The organism is Gracilimonas sp., assembly GCF_035704785.1.
In the GTDB taxonomy this organism is placed as follows: Bacteria; Bacteroidota; Rhodothermia; order Balneolales; family Balneolaceae; genus Gracilimonas.
On record NZ_DASSWP010000004.1, the window covers coordinates 1 to 18424 of the forward strand.

The 18424-nt window shown below is 41.9% G+C and carries 11 protein-coding genes and 1 pseudogene; 3 read left to right on the forward strand and 9 right to left on the reverse strand.

Features of this window, described 5'->3' with window-relative positions:
• The 5 genes from VFM80_RS00120 to VFM80_RS00140 all read right to left on the reverse strand — a co-directional run.
• The coding region (locus VFM80_RS00120) for an ABC transporter permease (RefSeq protein WP_395068328.1) at nucleotides 1-1183 on the reverse strand (1183 nt) is incomplete at its 3' end.
• Between the two features lie 195 nt (nucleotides 1184-1378).
• Complete coding sequence (locus VFM80_RS00125) at nucleotides 1379-2170, reverse strand: SDR family oxidoreductase (protein ID WP_395068330.1); 792 nt, start codon at nucleotides 2168-2170, stop codon at nucleotides 1379-1381.
• A 45-nt stretch (nucleotides 2171-2215) separates the two neighbouring features.
• On the reverse strand, nucleotides 2216-4567 hold the full coding sequence (locus VFM80_RS00130; RefSeq protein ID WP_395068332.1) for an ABC transporter permease: 2352 nt from the start codon (nucleotides 4565-4567) through the stop codon (nucleotides 2216-2218).
• Between the two features lie 143 nt (nucleotides 4568-4710).
• Entirely contained in the window at nucleotides 4711-7119 is a 2409-nt protein-coding gene (locus VFM80_RS00135) for an ABC transporter permease (protein ID WP_395068334.1), read from the reverse strand.
• A 279-nt stretch (nucleotides 7120-7398) separates the two neighbouring features.
• On the reverse strand, nucleotides 7399-8088 hold the full coding sequence (locus VFM80_RS00140) for an ABC transporter ATP-binding protein (protein ID WP_395068336.1): 690 nt from the start codon (nucleotides 8086-8088) through the stop codon (nucleotides 7399-7401).
• Nucleotides 8089-8226: 138 nt separating this feature from the next.
• Between VFM80_RS00140 and VFM80_RS00145 the strand changes: the two genes are divergently transcribed.
• Nucleotides 8227-8583 carry a four helix bundle protein gene (locus VFM80_RS00145; protein ID WP_395068338.1) on the forward strand — a complete coding sequence of 119 codons (357 nt, stop codon included), beginning with the start codon at nucleotides 8227-8229 and terminating at the stop codon, nucleotides 8581-8583.
• 72 nt (nucleotides 8584-8655) lie between these two features.
• On the opposite strand, the gene VFM80_RS00150 is transcribed toward VFM80_RS00145, so the two are convergent.
• On the reverse strand, nucleotides 8656-9906 hold the full coding sequence (locus VFM80_RS00150) for an efflux RND transporter periplasmic adaptor subunit (protein WP_395068340.1): 1251 nt from the start codon (nucleotides 9904-9906) through the stop codon (nucleotides 8656-8658).
• Nucleotides 9907-10276: 370 nt separating this feature from the next.
• Here VFM80_RS00150 and VFM80_RS00155 point away from each other — a divergent pair, with 370 nt between their 5' ends.
• Together VFM80_RS00155 and VFM80_RS00160 are read left to right on the forward strand one after the other, a co-directional pair.
• A complete protein-coding gene (locus VFM80_RS00155) occupies nucleotides 10277-11650 on the forward strand; it encodes a sigma-54-dependent transcriptional regulator (RefSeq protein WP_395068342.1) in 1374 nt (457 codons plus the stop codon).
• A 133-nt stretch (nucleotides 11651-11783) separates the two neighbouring features.
• Complete coding sequence (locus tag VFM80_RS00160) at nucleotides 11784-13154, forward strand: sensor histidine kinase (RefSeq protein ID WP_395068344.1); 1371 nt, start codon at nucleotides 11784-11786, stop codon at nucleotides 13152-13154.
• Between the two features lie 50 nt (nucleotides 13155-13204).
• Here VFM80_RS00160 and VFM80_RS00165 read toward each other — a convergent pair.
• The 3 genes and pseudogenes from VFM80_RS00165 to VFM80_RS00175 form a co-directional block, all read right to left on the reverse strand.
• A pseudogene (locus tag VFM80_RS00165) lies at nucleotides 13205-13908 on the reverse strand (DNA alkylation repair protein).
• A gap of 172 nt (nucleotides 13909-14080) precedes the next feature.
• Nucleotides 14081-17356, reverse strand: a complete 3276-nt coding sequence (locus tag VFM80_RS00170; RefSeq protein ID WP_395068346.1) for an amidohydrolase family protein — start codon at nucleotides 17354-17356, stop codon at nucleotides 14081-14083.
• Nucleotides 17357-17438: 82 nt separating this feature from the next.
• Complete coding sequence (locus tag VFM80_RS00175) at nucleotides 17439-18206, reverse strand: enoyl-CoA hydratase/isomerase family protein (protein WP_395068348.1); 768 nt, start codon at nucleotides 18204-18206, stop codon at nucleotides 17439-17441.
• Nucleotides 18207-18424 lie beyond the last annotated feature (218 nt).

Below are 18424 nucleotides of genomic sequence, written 5' to 3' on the forward strand. Positions count from 1 at the left end.
CAAATACTCCCAGTATAGTAACCGGGAGCCATGGATTTGTCCAAAAGGATAAAGTGACCTCTGTTTCCCAAAGATTATTTGCCAGCGGCTGCAACAGTTCGGCCAAAACTATTGCAAGTACAATAGCTATTAAATTGGTAAGAGCTGATTCAAAAAAGAATTGAGAGATTAACTGGTTTCGTTGTGCCCCTATTACCTTGCGTACTCCAACCTCTCTCGAGCGGTCTAAAGATCTTGCTGTTGCTAAATTAATATAGTTAAAAAGAGCAATTAACAGCGTTACTAATCCTATAATACTGAAGAAGTAAACCGTTCGATAACTTCCTTGTAAACCACCAAATGCGTGAACCTCTGAATTTAGATAAACGTCTTGCAGCGGCTGACCATATAAGCGCATGGTAAACCCCCGTTCTTTCAGAATATCTCCGCGTTGAGCCATTAACACGTCCGTCATCTTTTGGTTGACGTCTGTAATACTTGAGTTTTCATTAACCTGAATGAAGGTTAAAAAGTTGTTGTAGTGCCATCCGCCTTCCGGTTCATCCACATATTGGCCACTCTTTAATAGATTTTCCATTGGGAGAAGCAGTTCGAACTGCAGATGCGAATTTGCGGGTACATCCTCAAAAACACCAGCTACACGAAAACTCTCTTCAACTTGTCCCGTTATATTCAGTACTTCACCCACAGCATTTTCAGTACCAAAATATTTGTTAGCCGCAGTCTGTGAAATCAACACCGTGCCGGGTTTCAATGCTGATTGCAAATCTCCCGACAAAAGAGGAAAAGAGAACATTTGCATGAATTCTTCATCTACATACAGAACATTCTTTTCTTCGAATACCCGATCCGGATCCAATGAACTGGAAACAATGGGTTCGTCCGGTGTAATTCTTGTGAATAGTTGTATTTCAGGTATTGATTCTGCCAATGCTGAACCCATGGCTTGAGGTGTATAAGTACCCGCACCTTCTTCTCCACCCCCTCTTGAACTGGCCATAATCACCCGGTATAGTTCGGAATCATTTTCATGAAAACGATCAAAACTATATTCAAATGCCACATATTGAAAAATAATGAGGCAACAGGTTAAGCCGATCGTTAATCCAAATATATTTATAAATGAGTATCCCGGATTTTGCCAAAGATTTCGGAACGCAACTTTGAAGTAGTTTTTTAGCATGGTTTTTCAGATGTCTGTGAAAAGTATTACATAGATCAGCGCAGTCTGTAAACTGTCACTGATCTATGTACACTGAATATCTGTATTCAACAAATGTGCCAAACTTCATTATGACTACTCATTCCACGCTAAGCAAAGCTTTTTGGGGAGAGGCTGTTCGGTTTTACACACCGGGTGTTCGAATATGAACAGTGGTTATTCCGGGGAGGCTTCACTTCCTGCTAAAATACCTCCGTCAATAGTCAATTCAATTCCGGTCACATACTTGTTTTCATCGGTGGCCAAATAGAGTGCACCGTTGGCAACATCCATGGGGTCGCCGAAATGTCCCAGTGGAATTCCCCGTTCTATAGAGCGGATCATGTTTTCCCGGTCGGTTCCTTCTCCTAACATGGCATCCCACATGGGAGTCATAATTGCGGCCGGGTGAATACTGTTACACCGAATCCGATATCCTTTATTGGCACAGTACAAAGCCACGCTTTTGGTGTGATTCCGAACGGAAGCCTTACTGGATGCGTAGGCTACGGCAGCGGGAATTCCAACCATTCCACTTCTGGAAGAGATGTTTATGATGCTGCCGCCATGCTCTTTCATAAGTTTAATGGCATACTTGCATCCCAGCATGGTTCCGGTTGCATTAACTTTATGCACTTCTTCCCAGGAATTTATATCTGCATGTTCGGCATCGAAAGGGCCTTGCGTTTCCAGGAAGCCGGTGATACCCGCGTTGTTTACTAATATATCGAGTCGGTTATATTTCTGTTCGATGTATTCAGCAATGGACTCCCATTGATCTTCGTACTTTACATCCAAATGTTTGTATTCGGCACGATCGCCAAGTTTGTCGGCTACTTCTTTGCCTTGCTCATCAAGAATATCGGAGACGATAACGGTTGCTCCTTCTTCATGGAATCGTTCTGCGGTTGCGCGACCAATACCCCTTGCTGCACCTGTGATCAGTGCAATTTTATTTTTCAATCTCATGTATTCAGTTTTATTAAAGTCTGCGGTTTTACTTCCTAAAATGTGTTACTCACTCTTCAAACTTTGAACCGGATTTACCAACGCAGCTTTGATAGATTGCCAGCTCACCGTCAGCCATGCTATTACAACGGCGAGGAAGCCGGAGGCCGCAAAGATCCACCAGCTTAAGCCTGCATTGTAGGCAAAATCGGAGAGCCAGTGATCCATCATCCACCAAGACACGGGTATTGCAATGAGGATAGCAATGAGTACCAGCTTGGTGAAATCTTTGGTGAGGTGAAGCACCAGGTTTTGAACGGAAGCGCCCAGCACTTTTCTCACTCCAATTTCCTTGGCGCGCTGCTCGGCAGTAAAGGCAGACAGTCCGAATAATCCCAAACAGGAAATGATGATAGCAAAAATCGCGAAGTATTTAGCCAGATCTCCAACGCGTTGTTCGCTTCTGTAAAGGGCTGCATATTGCTCGTCCATAAACTCGAAAGCAAATGGATAAGTCGGATTGAATTCTTTGTATTTTGCTTCAATTTGGGCGAGTGTTTCCTGAATATTTTCTGATTCAACCCGAACAAAGGCATTCCACCCAAAATCGTCAAGGCGAAAGAATAATGGTTCCACTTTATGACGTAAATTCTGGAAATTGAAGTCTTTTACAAGTCCGATGATTTCGGTTTCGTCTCCCCAGAGGGTGATAAATTGTCCCACCGGATTTTCCAGCCCCATAACATTTGCAGCGGCTTCGTTGATAACGATTCTGGATGTGTCTGCTCCAAATTCTTCGGAGTGAGTTCTCCCTGCAAGCACTTCAAATCCCACAGTTTCGATGAGATCATAATCCGCACTTACGTTTTCAAATAAAATATTTGTATCCACTTGCTTGCCGGGCCATTCCAGTCCTGATGTGTTGGAGTTTCGGCCTAAAAAGCTGGATCCGGCGCGAGAGGCATTCACTACACCGGGAATGTCTCTGAGCTGTTGTTTGAAGGTATCCCAGCTTTCCCCGATGTCGCCTTCAACAGGGAAGGTGATCAGGTTTTCTTTTTGGTAGCCCAGGTTTTTTGTTTGGGTAAATTGAATTTGCTGATACACAACAATGGTCGAAATGATTAATATGACTGAAAGCGTAAATTGAAATACTACCAATCCTTTTCGGGCAAAAGCTTCACTTCCGGAAATTTTGAGGCTGCCTTTTAAAGTCTTTATGGCTTCGAACGAAGAGAGGTAAAATGCCGGATAACTCCCTGCTACCAATCCTGTAAAAAGTGCCGTTCCTATAAACATGAAGAGTAGAGATGGCTCCCCATAATTTACGGTGATGGCTTTGTCAGTCAAGTCGTTAAAAACAGGCAGACTCAATTCGACCAAAAACACGGAAATAAGCAGTGAGAAAAAAGTTATGATCATTGATTCGCCGATAAACTGGCCAATCAGTGAGCCTTTGCTGGCCCCGATTGATTTTCGGATGCCGACTTCTTTGGCCCGTTTGGTCGCTTTTGCAGTACTCAGGTTCATAAAGTTGATGCAGGCGATCAACAGGATAAAAACAGCCACAATCGTGAAAAGTTGTACGTAATCAATTCTTCCGCCGGCAACTTTACCATTTTCAAACTGACCGTACAAATATAGATCGGCAAACGGATAGACGAATAGATCTACATTAGAATCAATTTCAGTTTTTTGTTTTATAAAATCTTTGATCTTGATATTGAGCGCAGCTACGTCAACTTCGGGATAGAGTTTGGCGATGGTTGGCGGTCCGTTATTTCCCCAGTTTGTAGCCCAGTTGTTATCCTTTAGCCAGCTTTCAAATGGCAACACAAAATCGAATTGCAAGCTGGAATTTTCAGGAAGTTTTTCAAACACACCGGTCACGGCATGAACTTCTGTTCCGTTGATGGTGATAGACTCTCCGACTGCATTTTCAGAACCGAAATATTTAACGGCCAGCTCTTCGGCGATAACTACCGAATTAGGATTCGTAATCAACTCATTCCGGTTCCCATGCAGTACATTGATGTCCAGGATATGAAAGAAGTCGGGTCGAGCGTAGATGCCATTTTCTTTGAGTGATTTTTCCCCTTTGGTGAATAAGTAATTCATATTCCAGGTGTAGGTAGAGACATACTGGAATTCAGGGACTTCTTCTTTCAGGGCTTCAGATAAAATTCCCGGTGTAGATTGAGTAGTGAATTTGTCGCCGGAATAGGTTTGATGTTCCATCACCTGGTAGATCTGATCGGAATCTGCGTGGAAGCGATCGTAATTCAATTCATCCAGTACCCAAAGCAAAATGAGGATACTGCATGCCATCCCGATAGAGAGCCCGATAACGTTAATGATAAAGGAGCTTTTATGCCTCTTAAAGCTACGAAAAGCAGTTTTGAGATAATTTTTAAACATGGCCTAACCCGATTAATTGGTGATGTGAGTTAGACGTTAAATTTCGAGAAACGTTACAAGGATTTTTAAGCGATCAGCGATCAGCCGTCAGCTTTCAGTCCTCATAATCTGACGGCTGAAAGCTGATAGCTGACTGCTATTTTTCATTCACTTCTTAAACTGTCAACAGGATTCGCCACCGCTGCTTTTATGGATTGCCAGCTTACCGTCAGTAAAGCAATCACCAAAGCCGCACCCCCGGCCAGGGCAAAAATGCCGGGGCCTATTTCAATGCGGTAGGCAAAATCAGCCAGCCATTGGTTCATGGCGTACCATGCGATGGGGATGGCGATCACAAATCCCAGGATCACCAATTTCACAAAGTCTTTGGAGAGCAAGCTCACAATATTGGCTATGGAAGCCCCCATTACTTTTCGGATACCGATTTCTTTGGTTCGACGTTCGGCAGAGAAAGCGGCAAGGCCAAATAATCCTAAACAAGCTATGATAATAGCCAGAAACGTAAAGCTTCTGAAAATTTCAGCTAATCGGTCTTCGGCTTTATACATGGAGTCGAATTGGTCATCTAAAAAGGCATAATTAAAGGGTGTTCCAGGCCCTATTTCAGCCCATGTATTTTCTATGAATGACATGCTTTGCCGCAGATTTTCCGTATTTATTCTAATTAAAACATTTCTAACCGAATAATTATTTTCGTGAATAATAAGTGGTGCAATGCGTTCTTTTAAAGATCGGTAATGAAAATCTTTCACCACTCCGACCACTCTAAATTGGGGTGAAAATCCCTCAAATGTTTTACCTATAGGTTCCTTCCATCCCCACTCGTGGGCAGCAGTTTCATTTATCAATACAGGGATGAAAGTTTCACCGGTGTTTTCATCTTCCTCTCTTACTGTTAATTCATTAAAACTGAGTCCTTCAATTAAGGGAACTTCAAGTGTATTTAGGAAATCCTCGCCGGCTGTAAAAGTGTTTATGTTAATTCTGGAATCAAATCCTTCAGGTTGTAGTGATAAATCCTGCTCAGAGGATGAGGGAATATTAGGATTAATATGGGTAACACTTTGGATACTTGTATGACTTAATAATTCATTTTTAAAAGCAGAGTAATTTTCTCTGAATTCGGTACCGGGACCGGTAAAAATGGAGACAATGGTTTCATCACTTAGTCCAAGACGTTTATCTCGGATATGATCCATTTGATATGTGATCACCAAAGTACTTATGATCAGGATGATGGAAGTAGTAAACTGGAAGACCACTAAAGCATTTCTCAAGGTGGATTTTTTTCTTCCACCGGTTGCTCCGCTGAAGATACTACTCGGATTGAATTTTGATAGGACAAATGAAGGATAAAGTCCGGCAATAAATCCAATCAGGAGAGTTATTCCAACTAATGATGAAACGATAAATGGATCAAAAAGATCAAAAGAAAGAGGTTTTCCGGTAAGATTGGCAAATAAAGGGAGAAATATTTCAACCCACAACAAGGCCAAAAGCATTGAGATTAGCGAGAAGACAAAAGATTCACTTAAAAATTGTTTTATAAGCCCGAATCTTTGGGCTCCAAGTGTTTTTCGAATACCCACTTCCATAGCTCGATCAGAGCTCCGGGCTGTTGCAAGGTTCATGTAGTTGATGCCTGCAACAAATAAAATGAGGAAAGCTATACTTCCAAAGATATATAAATAACGAACATCACTGTTGGGCTCAATCTCACGATCAAAACTGGAATAAAGATGGATGCCAGTTAAAGGCTGTAACTTGTATTGCATAATCGCTGCGATACTTTCCGGCTGATGGCGCTTTACTAAAGCATCCAATTTGTTTGAAATATCAGTGAGGTTTACTTCAGGGTTGAGCAAAACATATGTGTAACTACCCACGTGCCTCCAACTTTCGAAACTAGTTTCAGCATTAGGAGTTTTTGACCGGAGTGTTTCGAATGAGGTTAAAAAATTAATGGAAAAGTGAGAATTGTGTGGAGTATTTTCTAAAACTCCGGTTACCTCGTATTCATCAGGACCCCAAGAACCGCGAATGACTATATTTTTACCTATTGGATCTTTATTCCCAAAATATTTATGAGCCATTTCTTCAGATAAAACAATAGTAAAAGGTCGGCTTAAAGCTGTTTCAACATTCCCTTTAGCGAGGTTAAAACTAAAGACATTAAAAATAGATGGATCTGTAAAAAAGAATTTTTGCTCGTAGAATTTTTCATTTTCATATGCAACCATTACTTCCGGGAATCGCTTACTAATTCTTACCGATGCTACTATTTCAGGTATTTCCTGCTGAAGAGTAGGAGCCAAAAGGTTAGAGGTAGCGAGAGTTTGCATACTACGATCCTCAGATTGAAAATCTCTGTAAACACGGTAAATCTGATCAGAATTTTCATGATAACGATCAAAACTGAGCTCGTCTTGGATGAATAAGAATATTAACAGGCAACTTGCTATACCAATTGATAGTCCAATAATATTTATAACCGAATAGGATTTATTTCGGATTAGGTTTCTAAGAGCAATTCTAAAATAATTCTTAAGCATAATTCAGAAATCAGTTAACAGTTAACTGTTAAAAGTGATCAGTCTTTTAGTAACTGTTTACTGATCACTGCATGCTAAAACACTATGTTCAACAAGCGTGCCAAGAAAAAAAATGGCTTATAACGATACTGAAGGCAACTTGTATCCCCAAATATGTTCGTTATGCTACACCCGGTGTTCGAATGCGGACAGTGGGTTTTGAGCGATCAGCTCTCAGACTTCAGCTTTCAGTTTTATTGTGAAATAAACTGAAAGCTGATCGCTGATGGCTGAAAGCTATCAAACATGAAACCCTTCCTGCATATTCTCAGTCACCACGTGGCCATCGAATAAGTGGATTACGCGGCGGGCGTAGTCAGCATCGTGGGGGGAGTGAGTTACCATCACGATGGTGGTTCCGGCTTCATTGAGTTCAGCGAGCAACTTCATTACTTCATCACCTCTGTCAGAATCCAGGTTACCTGTCGGTTCATCGGCGAGGATGAGTTTGGCATCGGCAACAACGGCTCGGGCTATGGCAACGCGTTGTTGCTGTCCGCCTGAAAGCTGCTGTGGGAAGTGGTTGCGGCGGTGCATCATGCCCATGCGTTCAAGAGCCGTTTCTACTTTTTCTTTGCGTTCGTCAGAATCAACTCCAAGATAGAGAAGTGGGAGCTCCACGTTTTCAAAAACGGTGAGTTCATCGATCAGGTTAAAGCTTTGGAAGATGAATCCAATGTTCCCTTTTCGAAGTTGAGCCCGTTCTCTTTCTGAGTGATCAGAGATCTCATGTCCGAGAAAGCTGTATTCGCCTTCGGAAGGATTATCCAGCAACCCCATAATATTTAACAGGGTAGATTTTCCACATCCCGAAGGACCCATAATGGCTACAAATTCCCCTTCATTAATTTCGAGGTTCACGTTGCTCAAGGCTGTGGTTTCTACCTCTTCGGTAGTGTAAACTTTTTTTAGGTTCTTGGTTTTGATCATGGTGTTTGGTGTTTAGTTATCGGTCTTTTTAAAATTTTTGTAAGGAATTCGGTTTTAGGTGCTCTAACTGTAAAGCTTTCAGCTGTCAGACTTCAGCCGTCAGCTTTTTTTAATTTTCAATTAATTTATAGGGTACTTATGAGAGATTTTAGAAAACTTTTGGTTTGGCAAAAGAGCCATCAGTTAACAATGGCTATTTATAAATCCACCACTTTTTATCCAAAAGAAGAAATGTATGGGTTAACCAATCAGATGCGAAGATCTGCTTCGTCGGTTCCTTCAAATATTGCAGAAGGATGTGGCAGAAACACACAATCGCAATTGGCATATTTCTTGAATATCGGAATGGGATCTGCCTCAGAATTAGAATATCAATTGATATTATCCAAGGATTTAGGATTTATAAACGACCAAATTTTCAAAGAACAAACAAATCAAGTAACTGAAGTGAAGCGTATGTTAACTTCACTTCACCAAAAAGTCAGTAGTGACTAAGCGATCAGCCGTCAGCTCTCAGCTTTCAGTATGGTTAGGAAGAACTGAAAGCTGAAGTCTGATAGCTGATCGCTATTCCAATACCAAAACTTCGTTATCTCCAAAAGTATCATAACTCGATGTTATCACTTTTTCACCCGGATCAAGCCCGAATTGCACTTCAAAATATTCAGGATTCTGCCGGCCCAGTCTAATATCTCTTCGGTAGGCCCGGCCGTCCTCTTCATTTACAACAAATACCCAATTTCCGCCGGTGGTTTGATAAAATCCTCCGCGGGGAATCTGAATGGCACTGGCCGATTCTCCAAGTTCGAGTCTAATTCTCAAAGTCTGTCCGCGACGTAAATTTTGCGGAGCTTCACTTACAAATTCCATATCCACTTCAAACTGTCCGTTGTTAATGACGGGATAAATTTTGGTGATTTCCAGTTCGTGGGTCTTTCCGTCAAAAGTAAAAGTGCCGCTTAAACCAGGAATGATACGTGATAAATGATATTCGTCAATGGCAACGCGCACTTTATAGCTATCCAGAATATCTACTTGTCCAATACGCTCGCCGGATGAAATGGACTGCCCCTGATTTAATTCGATAGTACTCAATTGCCCTGTAATGGGAGCGGTAACGGCTAAATTATCCAAAATCTGCTGTACAGCTTCCAGGTTTTGATACATACGTTGTTCAGAATTATTTAATTGCTGCGTCTGTGTAATCGTCTGAACTGAATCTTTCTTGTACGATTCATAAGTAAGCTCATACCGGCGCTTCTGAAACTCATAATTATTCTTAGTGGTTTGAAACTCTTGCTCCGATATGAGATCCTGTTCAAACAATTTTAGTTGCCGTTCATATTGAGATCCCAGAATCTCCATTTGTGATTTGGCATTGGCGAGTTGTTCCTGAAGTCGAAGCGTATTTTGTTCCAGGTTGAGCCGGGAATTACGAACGTTGTTTATCTGATCATATAGCCCGGATGTCTGCTGCATCACCTGTAATTGTAATCCTGAATTGGTGAGTGTGAGGATGGTATCACTTTTCTGAACCATGGTCCCTGATTCAAGGAACACCTGTTGTACTACTCCGCCTTCAATGGCATCCAGGTAAATAGTTTGAATGGGTTGAACCGTTCCGGTCACCTGAATAAATTCCTGGAAGGCATCTTCTTGTACTTCAGAAATAGTAATCTTATCGCGATCTATATTTAGTGTAGAACGCACATCCATAAACCAGAAAGCGTAAATACTCAATCCAACAAAAGCCAAAATAGCTGCAATTGTGAGAATTCGTTTAACCGTCCAGGTCTTCTTTTCAATTTTTCGATCCATTCCCATAAGGGTAAAAGCCTAAGTATTTTAAAGTGATGCGATTATCGTTTGCATTGAATATAAGCTTTCAGGCTTGAGCCGTCAGCTGTTAGCTTTATTTCAAGATGCGTGCCAAACTAAGCCAACCATCATTAAAAATGAAATAAGGATGATTCTTTCCTAATTAATGTTCACATTCCAACACTTTGTGTTCGATATCGGACAGTTCATCTATGCCAACATATCTGTAAGACTGATTTAAAGCATAAATGTTACAATTGGTACGAAATTAGCAATGAGGACAGTGTTTAGGTGTTTAAGTGTTATGGTGTTTTGCTTGAGTTTCAAAATCACCATAACACTTAAACACTGGCGCACTTAAACACTTAAAATGAAGAAAACCGGACGAATTTTAGTTGTTGACGACGATACGGATGTGCTGAATGCTGCGCGATTGTATCTGAAGCAACACGTTGAAAAAGTAGATGTGGAGAAGACTCCAAAGCTGATTCCCTCACTCATGAAGGAGTATGATTATGATGCTATTCTCCTTGACATGAATTTCCATGAAGATGTAAGTAGCGGGGAAGAAGGATTCCATTGGCTTGAAAAAATCCTGGAGATGGATTCTGCTATGGCGGTTGTATTAATAACCGCATACGGTGATGTTGAAAAAGCTGTACAAGCAGTAAAAAAAGGGGCGGCGGATTTTGTACTCAAACCCTGGCAGAATGAAAAGCTGTTGGCTACGGTAACTTCGGCAATGAACTTAAGTCAGTCTAAAAGAGATTCCCAACAACTCCGTACCCAAAATGCAGCTCTCAAAGCTGATATGGAACAGCCATACCAAGACATCATCGGAACAAGCAGGGCGATGGAGCAGGTTTTTCAAACCATTGAAAAAGTGGCGAAAACAGATGCTAACGTACTTATTACCGGGGAAAATGGAACCGGGAAGGAATTGGTGGCACGGGCTTTACACCGACGCTCTAACCGAAATGAAAATGCATTTATTACAGTGGATATGGGGGCACTTCCCGAGAGTTTATTTGAAAGTGAATTGTTTGGTCACGAAAAAGGAGCGTTTACTGATGCAAAAGAATCCCGTGCCGGTCGCTTTGAAATTGCCAATGGTGGTACGCTTTTTCTGGATGAGATCGGAAATATCCCGATTCAGCTTCAACCCAAATTATTATCGGCGTTGCAAACGCATGAAATTCGGAGAATCGGCTCCAATAAAACAGCCAAAATTGATATTCGCCTGATCTGTGCAACAAATGTGAATTTGACTGAAATGGTTGAAAAGCAGGAATTCCGTCAGGATCTGTTGTATCGAATCAACACCATAGAAATAAAACTTCCACCACTTAGGGAGCGCATAGAAGATGTGCCATTATTAGTGGATCATTTTCTAAAAAAATATCGTACGAAGTACAAAAAGAGTATCGCCGGTATAACCGATCAGGCAATTGATCACCTTCAGGATTATCACTGGCCTGGAAATATCCGTGAGCTGGAACATGCAGTTGAACGGGCAGTGATCATGACCGATGAAAAGGAGATTCAGAAAGGCGATTTTTTACTGACTTCAGCATCGGGACATGATCAGAAACTACCTGTAGCTGGACTGAATCTTGAGGAAGTTGAAAAGACCGTGATTCGCAAAGCGATGGATAAACATGAGGGGAATATTTCTCATGCCGCTGATGAATTGGGCCTGACCAGAGCCTCACTGTATCGAAGATTGGAAAAGTATGGGTTGTGAAAAGAGCTATCAGCAGTCAGCCATTAGCTTTCAGCTAATTTCTACCAAAAGAGAATGTAATGATCAAAATAGGCATCTTAATTTTAATTAAACGAAAGCTGAAGCCTGATGGCTGACTGCTGATAGCTAAAAAATGAACTTCTTTAAATCCTTTCGGTTTGGAATCATTATTCGCGTGCTGTTGCTGGCGGCAACGCTGCTGGCTTTGGTGTATCTGATCCTGGAGACAAGCTATTATGTGAGTATGTCAATACTAGGGGTAGTGATTATCGGGCAGATCATCACAATGGTAAAATACCTGGAGCGGACCAATATACTATTGACAAGATTTCTCGAAGCTATTCGCTATTCTGATTTTACGGGGACATTTAGAAATCAGGAAATGGGCAGTAATTTTGATGAATTGAATGAATCGTTTAGTAAAGTTATAGAGCGGTTCAAAGAAGAGCGTAGTGAAAAAGAAGAAAGCATTCGTTACCTGGAAACGGTGGTGCAACATATTGGTATTGGGTTGGTTTGCTTTAATGGAAAAGGGGAAGTTGCACTTTTGAATACAGCTGCCAAGCGATTGTTTAAAGTGGCAACATTGAGGGAAATAGAATCACTAAAAGATATTTCAGAAGCACTTTTTAAAACGGTTCAAAAATTAAAAGGCGGTAACCGAAGCTTGATTAGGGTTTCCGTTCAAAATGAGCCGTTGCAGCTAGCTATGTATGCAACAGAATTCAGGATGCGGGATGAAGCATATAAACTGGTGTCTTTCCAAAATATTCATACGGAATTGGAAGAGAAGGAAATGGAAGCCTGGCAGAATTTGACACAGGTTTTGGCACACGAGATCATGAATTCCATTACACCGATCTCATCCTTATCTGCCACGGTTAAAATGCTGCTCGAAGAAAATCTTAGGTCCGACAGTGAGCAAGTGTCGTTGAACAGAGAAACAGTGGTGGATGTAACAGATGCATTAAATACGATCAGCAACAGGAGTCAGGGGTTGATCCGCTTTGTGAATTCATATCGGGACTTTACCCAAATTCCCGAACCTAATGTAGAGCTTTTCAGTGTAAACGAAGTACTGCTTCGTACTGCAAACCTCATGAAATCGCAGGCAGATTCAGAGGACATCAAAATCGAGGTTCAAACAGAACCGGAAAGCCTTGAGCTTACGGCTGACCCACATCTCACAGAACAAGTGCTCATAAATTTGGTTAAAAATGCGATTCGCGTTTTAAGCGATCAGGATGGAGGAAAGATCCTGATGAAAGGTGAAATTGAGGAATCGGGTAGGGTAGTTATCAAGGTTTGTGATAATGGACCTGGGGTTAAAAAATCGATGTCTGAAAAGATCTTCATCCCATTCTATACGGTATCTGGAGATGGAAAAACAAAAGGCTCAGGAATTGGGCTCAGCCTATCCCGACAGATCATGAGGCTTCATGGTGGTAGCTTGATCTTGAACTCTGAAAAGGGGAAAGGATCGGTTTTTACGATGCGGTTTTAGATTATCATAGATTGGCTCGCTTTTATTCCTGAGAGGATCGCCCAAAACACTCAGATCTCTCCATTCAAATACTGCAATCGCAGCGGCTCCTCAAATTTCTCGATGGCATATCGCAACATCGTTCGGGGCATGGTCTCATAATGCTTTTTCAGGAAGGATTCTTCGACTGCCAGATCACGATTTCCTACCTCCCGTAACATCCAGCCAACGGCCTTTTGAATCAGGTCGTGATCATCGTCGACAAGAATTTCAGCGATCTTTATGGAATCAGAAAAATCGCCTGTTTTAATAAAATGGTAACAAGTGATCATACCGATCCGTTTTTCCAGAGGTCATCAGATTTAGCAAAATCATAGAGTAAGCCTCGTTCTTTATCTTCGAGGAATGGTCCCAAAATTTTGTAACACGAACTATCTATGATATCCCAATTATTGAATCCCGAAAGGTTGTTCAGGTATAAGTAAGTCATCTCTTCCAACATTTCCTGGCCGCCCTTTTCAACCTTGTAGACCATTAGTAAAGCTGCGGTTAGCCGGACTTCGTGGTATTCATTTTTCAACAAATGCTTGATTTGAACAGAGGGCAGGTCACGATACTTTTTAGCCATCTTTCGTTGATCAGGAACATTAATGCCCAGAAATTTATCTCCTTCTCCATATTCTCCTGGGCCGGTTTTGAAAAAGGGAACGGAGTGTTTGGACTTTTCCGGATCGGCTACTGATTTTAATTCCCGGATTACTTGGTCTGCTTTCATTTTAGAGCAAGATTGGTTTTTAGATTAAAATAAGTAACCGAAATATCAATAGTGAGTCATAAAAAAACGCTCCGACGCAGAGCATCGGAGCGAGTGATAGTGGGGGTATTTTGAGCAACAGGTCCAAGCGAGACGCTTGAACCATGTTTACTGCCATTTCTGCTAAAATATATTAATGTACTCCAAAACAAGTACACTGTAATCCGGCAGGAGCAATGGTATTTGCGTGCCAGTCGAAGCGCTCATCGTATCCGTCGCGTTCCCACCAGAATGGAAGCCGCTCGCGTTCCTGATTCCCTACTTCGTTCATGGTAGCAGCATCAAACAATCGGCCGTTCACCATGGTATGTGTTACAGAGTTAGTATTGCGAATATCATCTAATGGATTTTCATCAAGTACAACCAAGTCAGCAAGCTTGCCCACTTCAAGGGACCCGATCTCATGATCCATACCTAAATAATGAGCTCCGTTCAGTGTTGCAGCTCGGAGGGCTTCCATGTTAGTCATGCCGCCTTGCTCAAACATCCATAGTTCCCAGTGGGCTCCAAGTCCTTGCAGCTGTCCGTGAGCACCAAGGTTGACTTTAACCCCGGCATCTGTAAGCATTTTACTTGATTCTGCCGTTAGAATATGTCCGTTTTCATATTCCTCGTCAGGGATCATGGTACGGTGGCGGGAACGGGGATCAATCACGCTTCTTGGAGTGAAAGTCAGTAGACGTTCATTTTCCCAAACATTGGTTTTTTGATACCAGTAGTATTCACCACTTATACTTCCATAGTTCACCACATGGGTTGGCGTGTAACCTGTCTCACTGGCACTCCAAAGTTCCTGAACATCTTTGTAAAGAGGCACAACCGGCACATTGTGTTCAATTCCCGTGTGTCCATCTAAGATCATGCTCATATTGTGTGTAAAGTAAGAACCACCTTCTGGCACAACCATCATTTCCAGCTCTTTAGCTGCTTTTATGATTTGCTGCCGTTGCTCACGTCTCGGTTGGTTATAGCTTTTAACTGAGAAAGCTCCCCAAGCCTTGGTCCGTTCTAACGCAAATAAAGCATCGTCATAACTGTTGATCTCGGCTTTGATCGAGCCATCAGCTCCGTATAATATTACACCGGTTGAGAACACCCGGGGGCCGACCATATCTCCTGCTTTTATAGCTTCGGAATGAGAAAAGATCATTTCGGAATTTGAGGAAGGGTCATGGACAGTAGTAACCCCATAAGCCAGGTTTGCAAAATATTCCCATTGCTGTTGTGGACTTACTCCCAGGCGAAAGTTTCCAACATGAGCGTGAACGTCAACGATACCGGGCATAATAGTTTTACCTGTAGCATCAATAACTTTTGCTCCGGCGGGTACTTCAATATTAGTACCTATAGAAGATATGCGATTTCCGTCAACTAGAAGTGTTCCGTTTTCAATTACGGTATCTCCCTTCATAGTGATGATTCGTGCATTAGTAAAAGCGATCTGCCCTTCGGGTACATATGTTTCCAGGTCCAATTCTAATTTTTGGCCTTCGGCAGGAGGCTCAGGTAATGAATCAGGAGCACCTTCAACAAATTGAAACGTATCTTTTAGGTCTACTGTAAAATATTCTTCACCCAGAGTCCAATGAATTTTTTCACTATCAGAAGACCAATGCATGTGGTAACCGGCTTCTGATGAAATTTGTTTTAAAGGAAGGGATTTGGTATCTGGATTCAGTTCAATAGTTTTTCCGGTTTTTGGAATAGGTGCTACATATACTTTGTGAAGGTTTGAAAAAGCCATCCATTCTCCATCCGGGCTTGGGGAAAATTCGTGGCCATAGCTGGAAGTGAAGTGTGTACGTTCATCTTCGCCACGCAAGTTCACACTCTTATAAGATTTGTTGATAGAACCAAAAATATATCCACCGGTTTGATAATAAATACGATCATCTTCAGGACTGAATTGGGGCATTGCACCTTCATCTGTGATCATGGTTGTTGAACCACCGCTGGCTGGAATGGTGTAAATTCCAGGATTTAAGGTGTGAACAAATCCCTGCTGGCCATTTCCGCTTTCTTTACGAAAAACGATGGTGTTTCCATTGTTGGAAAAAGAAGGTTCGCGATAAATACCTTTATCTGTTGTTACTTTTCGTGAGGTGGATGGATTAGGCCCTGCGTTCAATTCCACAACATTTATAGCTCCCATATTTTCATCACTCCATGAAACATATACAACTGAGTTACCATCAGGAGAAAAAGAAGGCTCAAACTCAAATTCATCAGAATCGGTCACACGCTTTGGTGTACCGTCGGGAAGCATTTTACTCCAAAGATATCCGGCCGCACTCCAAACTAAAGTACGTCCGTCAGGTGATGTTCTCAATTGTCGCACAGCTTTTACACGAAATTCTTCCGGTGCAATATCCTGCTTAAAGCGAACAGCATTTACAATGTTATGGGAAGATTCTGCTTCAAAAGGAATAACTTCGGAAACTCCGGTTTCAGTATCAATTTTATTGATTTTTCCATTTGCCCATGCTATGATATGCCGATTATCAGGCAGCCAGTTAAAGTTTGGATAAACTCCTGAAATAGCCCATGCTTCCTGCTGATCTTTGCTCATATTTTCATAGACAGGCCATTCGCGACCGGTATCCAGATCACGCAAAAACAAAACAGATTTAGTGCGTACACGTCTTATAAAAGCGAGCGTTTCACCATCCGGTGAAATTTGAGATCGAACTGCACCGCCATTTCCACCGGTTACAGTCTCAATCTCACCTTCTTCACGATCATAGCGACGTATCACATAGATTTGGCTGTTAGGATCTTTGTTATACTGAAAATACCCGCCGGGATAAACGTCCTGACTGTAGTACACATAACGACCATCAGGGGAAACCCAAGGCTCTCCTATATCTTGCTGGTCATTAGCTTTTTCAACCAATTGGATTCCGCTGCCACCGCTTTTGTGATACATCCATATTTCACCGGCGCCAAGCGAACGGGTAGAAGAAAAATGTTTTTTTGCAATGATATACTCTCCATCCGGAGTCCAAACCGCATTATTCAGTAAGCGGAAGCTTTCATCAGTAACTTGTGTTGCGTTTTCGCCATCAACGTCCATTAACCAAATATTGTCGCCACCACCTGCATCGCTGGTAAATGAAATTTGCGAGCCATCGGGACTGAAACGGGGTTGAATTTCATAAGCGTGTCCACCTCTAAGCAAAGTTGCCTGACCTCCTGCAACTGGCATAATGTAAATATCACCTAAGAGATCAAAGACGATCTGACTGCCATCGGGACTTACGTCAAGGTTCATCCAGGTACCTTCATCTGTGGTGAAAGTGACTTCGGAAGATTCACCCAGGTCAGGATTTGTTACATCCCATGTATCTTGGGCATAGGAAAGGGTAAAGCTAAAAAAGAGTGTAAAAAGCGTAACGAATAATTTCATCATAATACTATAGTTTGAATTTAGCCGAGTATAATAATTATTGAGATTAAAAACGGTAAATGTGGTGAGTTGGGAAGAGTCACAATTAGGTTTTGCTCTTAAATTTTTTAATAAAGTTTTTGGTGAAATCTGAAAGTACTAACCTTCCGCTTATTTCAGCGCGTTGTTCCAGTAGCAGATCCCAATCTTCGGTTCCTTTCCAAAGAATGGCTTTGAGATCCCGCATGGCTTCGGGACTGCTTTTTGCAAGCTGACCTGCAAGTTCCGCTACGGCTGTATCTAACTCTTTCGTAGTTTCTAAAACCCGGTTGAACATTCCTTTTTGTTGGGCAAATTCGGAGTTGTACCAGTTGGTTGCATCTACAGACATGGTTGAAAAAGCACTTTTCCCCACCTTACGTTCTACGGCAGGCCCAACCACAAACGGGCCAATACCCAAAGCCAATTCGCTTAACTTCACAGAGGCACTTTCATGAGCAAAAGTATAATCTCCGGCTGAGGCTATACCAACACCTCCGCCAACGGTTTTTCCATGAACTCTTACAATAATCAATTTCGGGCAAGTCCGCATGGCATTCAAAACTAATGCAAATCCCATGAAGAATTCCTTGCCGGTCTCGTAATCTTCAATAGCGATCAGTTCATCAAAAGAAGCTCCGGCACAAAAGGCACCATCTCCCCTGCTTTTGATCACTACAACACGAATTTCGTTATTTTCTCCGGCCTCAGTGATTGTTTGCGCAAGTTTTCTAAGAATGGCTCCCGGCAGAGAATTACCTTTGGGATGATAGAACTCGATGGTTCCGATGTTGTTTTCGATGGTAAGATTTACCGCTCCTTTTTGTTCACTCATTACTTAATTCACAGTTTAAAATTCAAAATTTAAAATTTCCTAAACTTGGTCTATATCCAACTTATGCTTCCGCTTCATCAATGTGAGAATAGTGTATTCAGCAACTATAATATCGTCTTGATTGGTGACTTCCACATCCCAATACACAACACCGAATGGGAACTTATCGTCTTTCTTTTGCTGGCGGACATTCTTCCGCTTTAATATCAGTTTAGCCT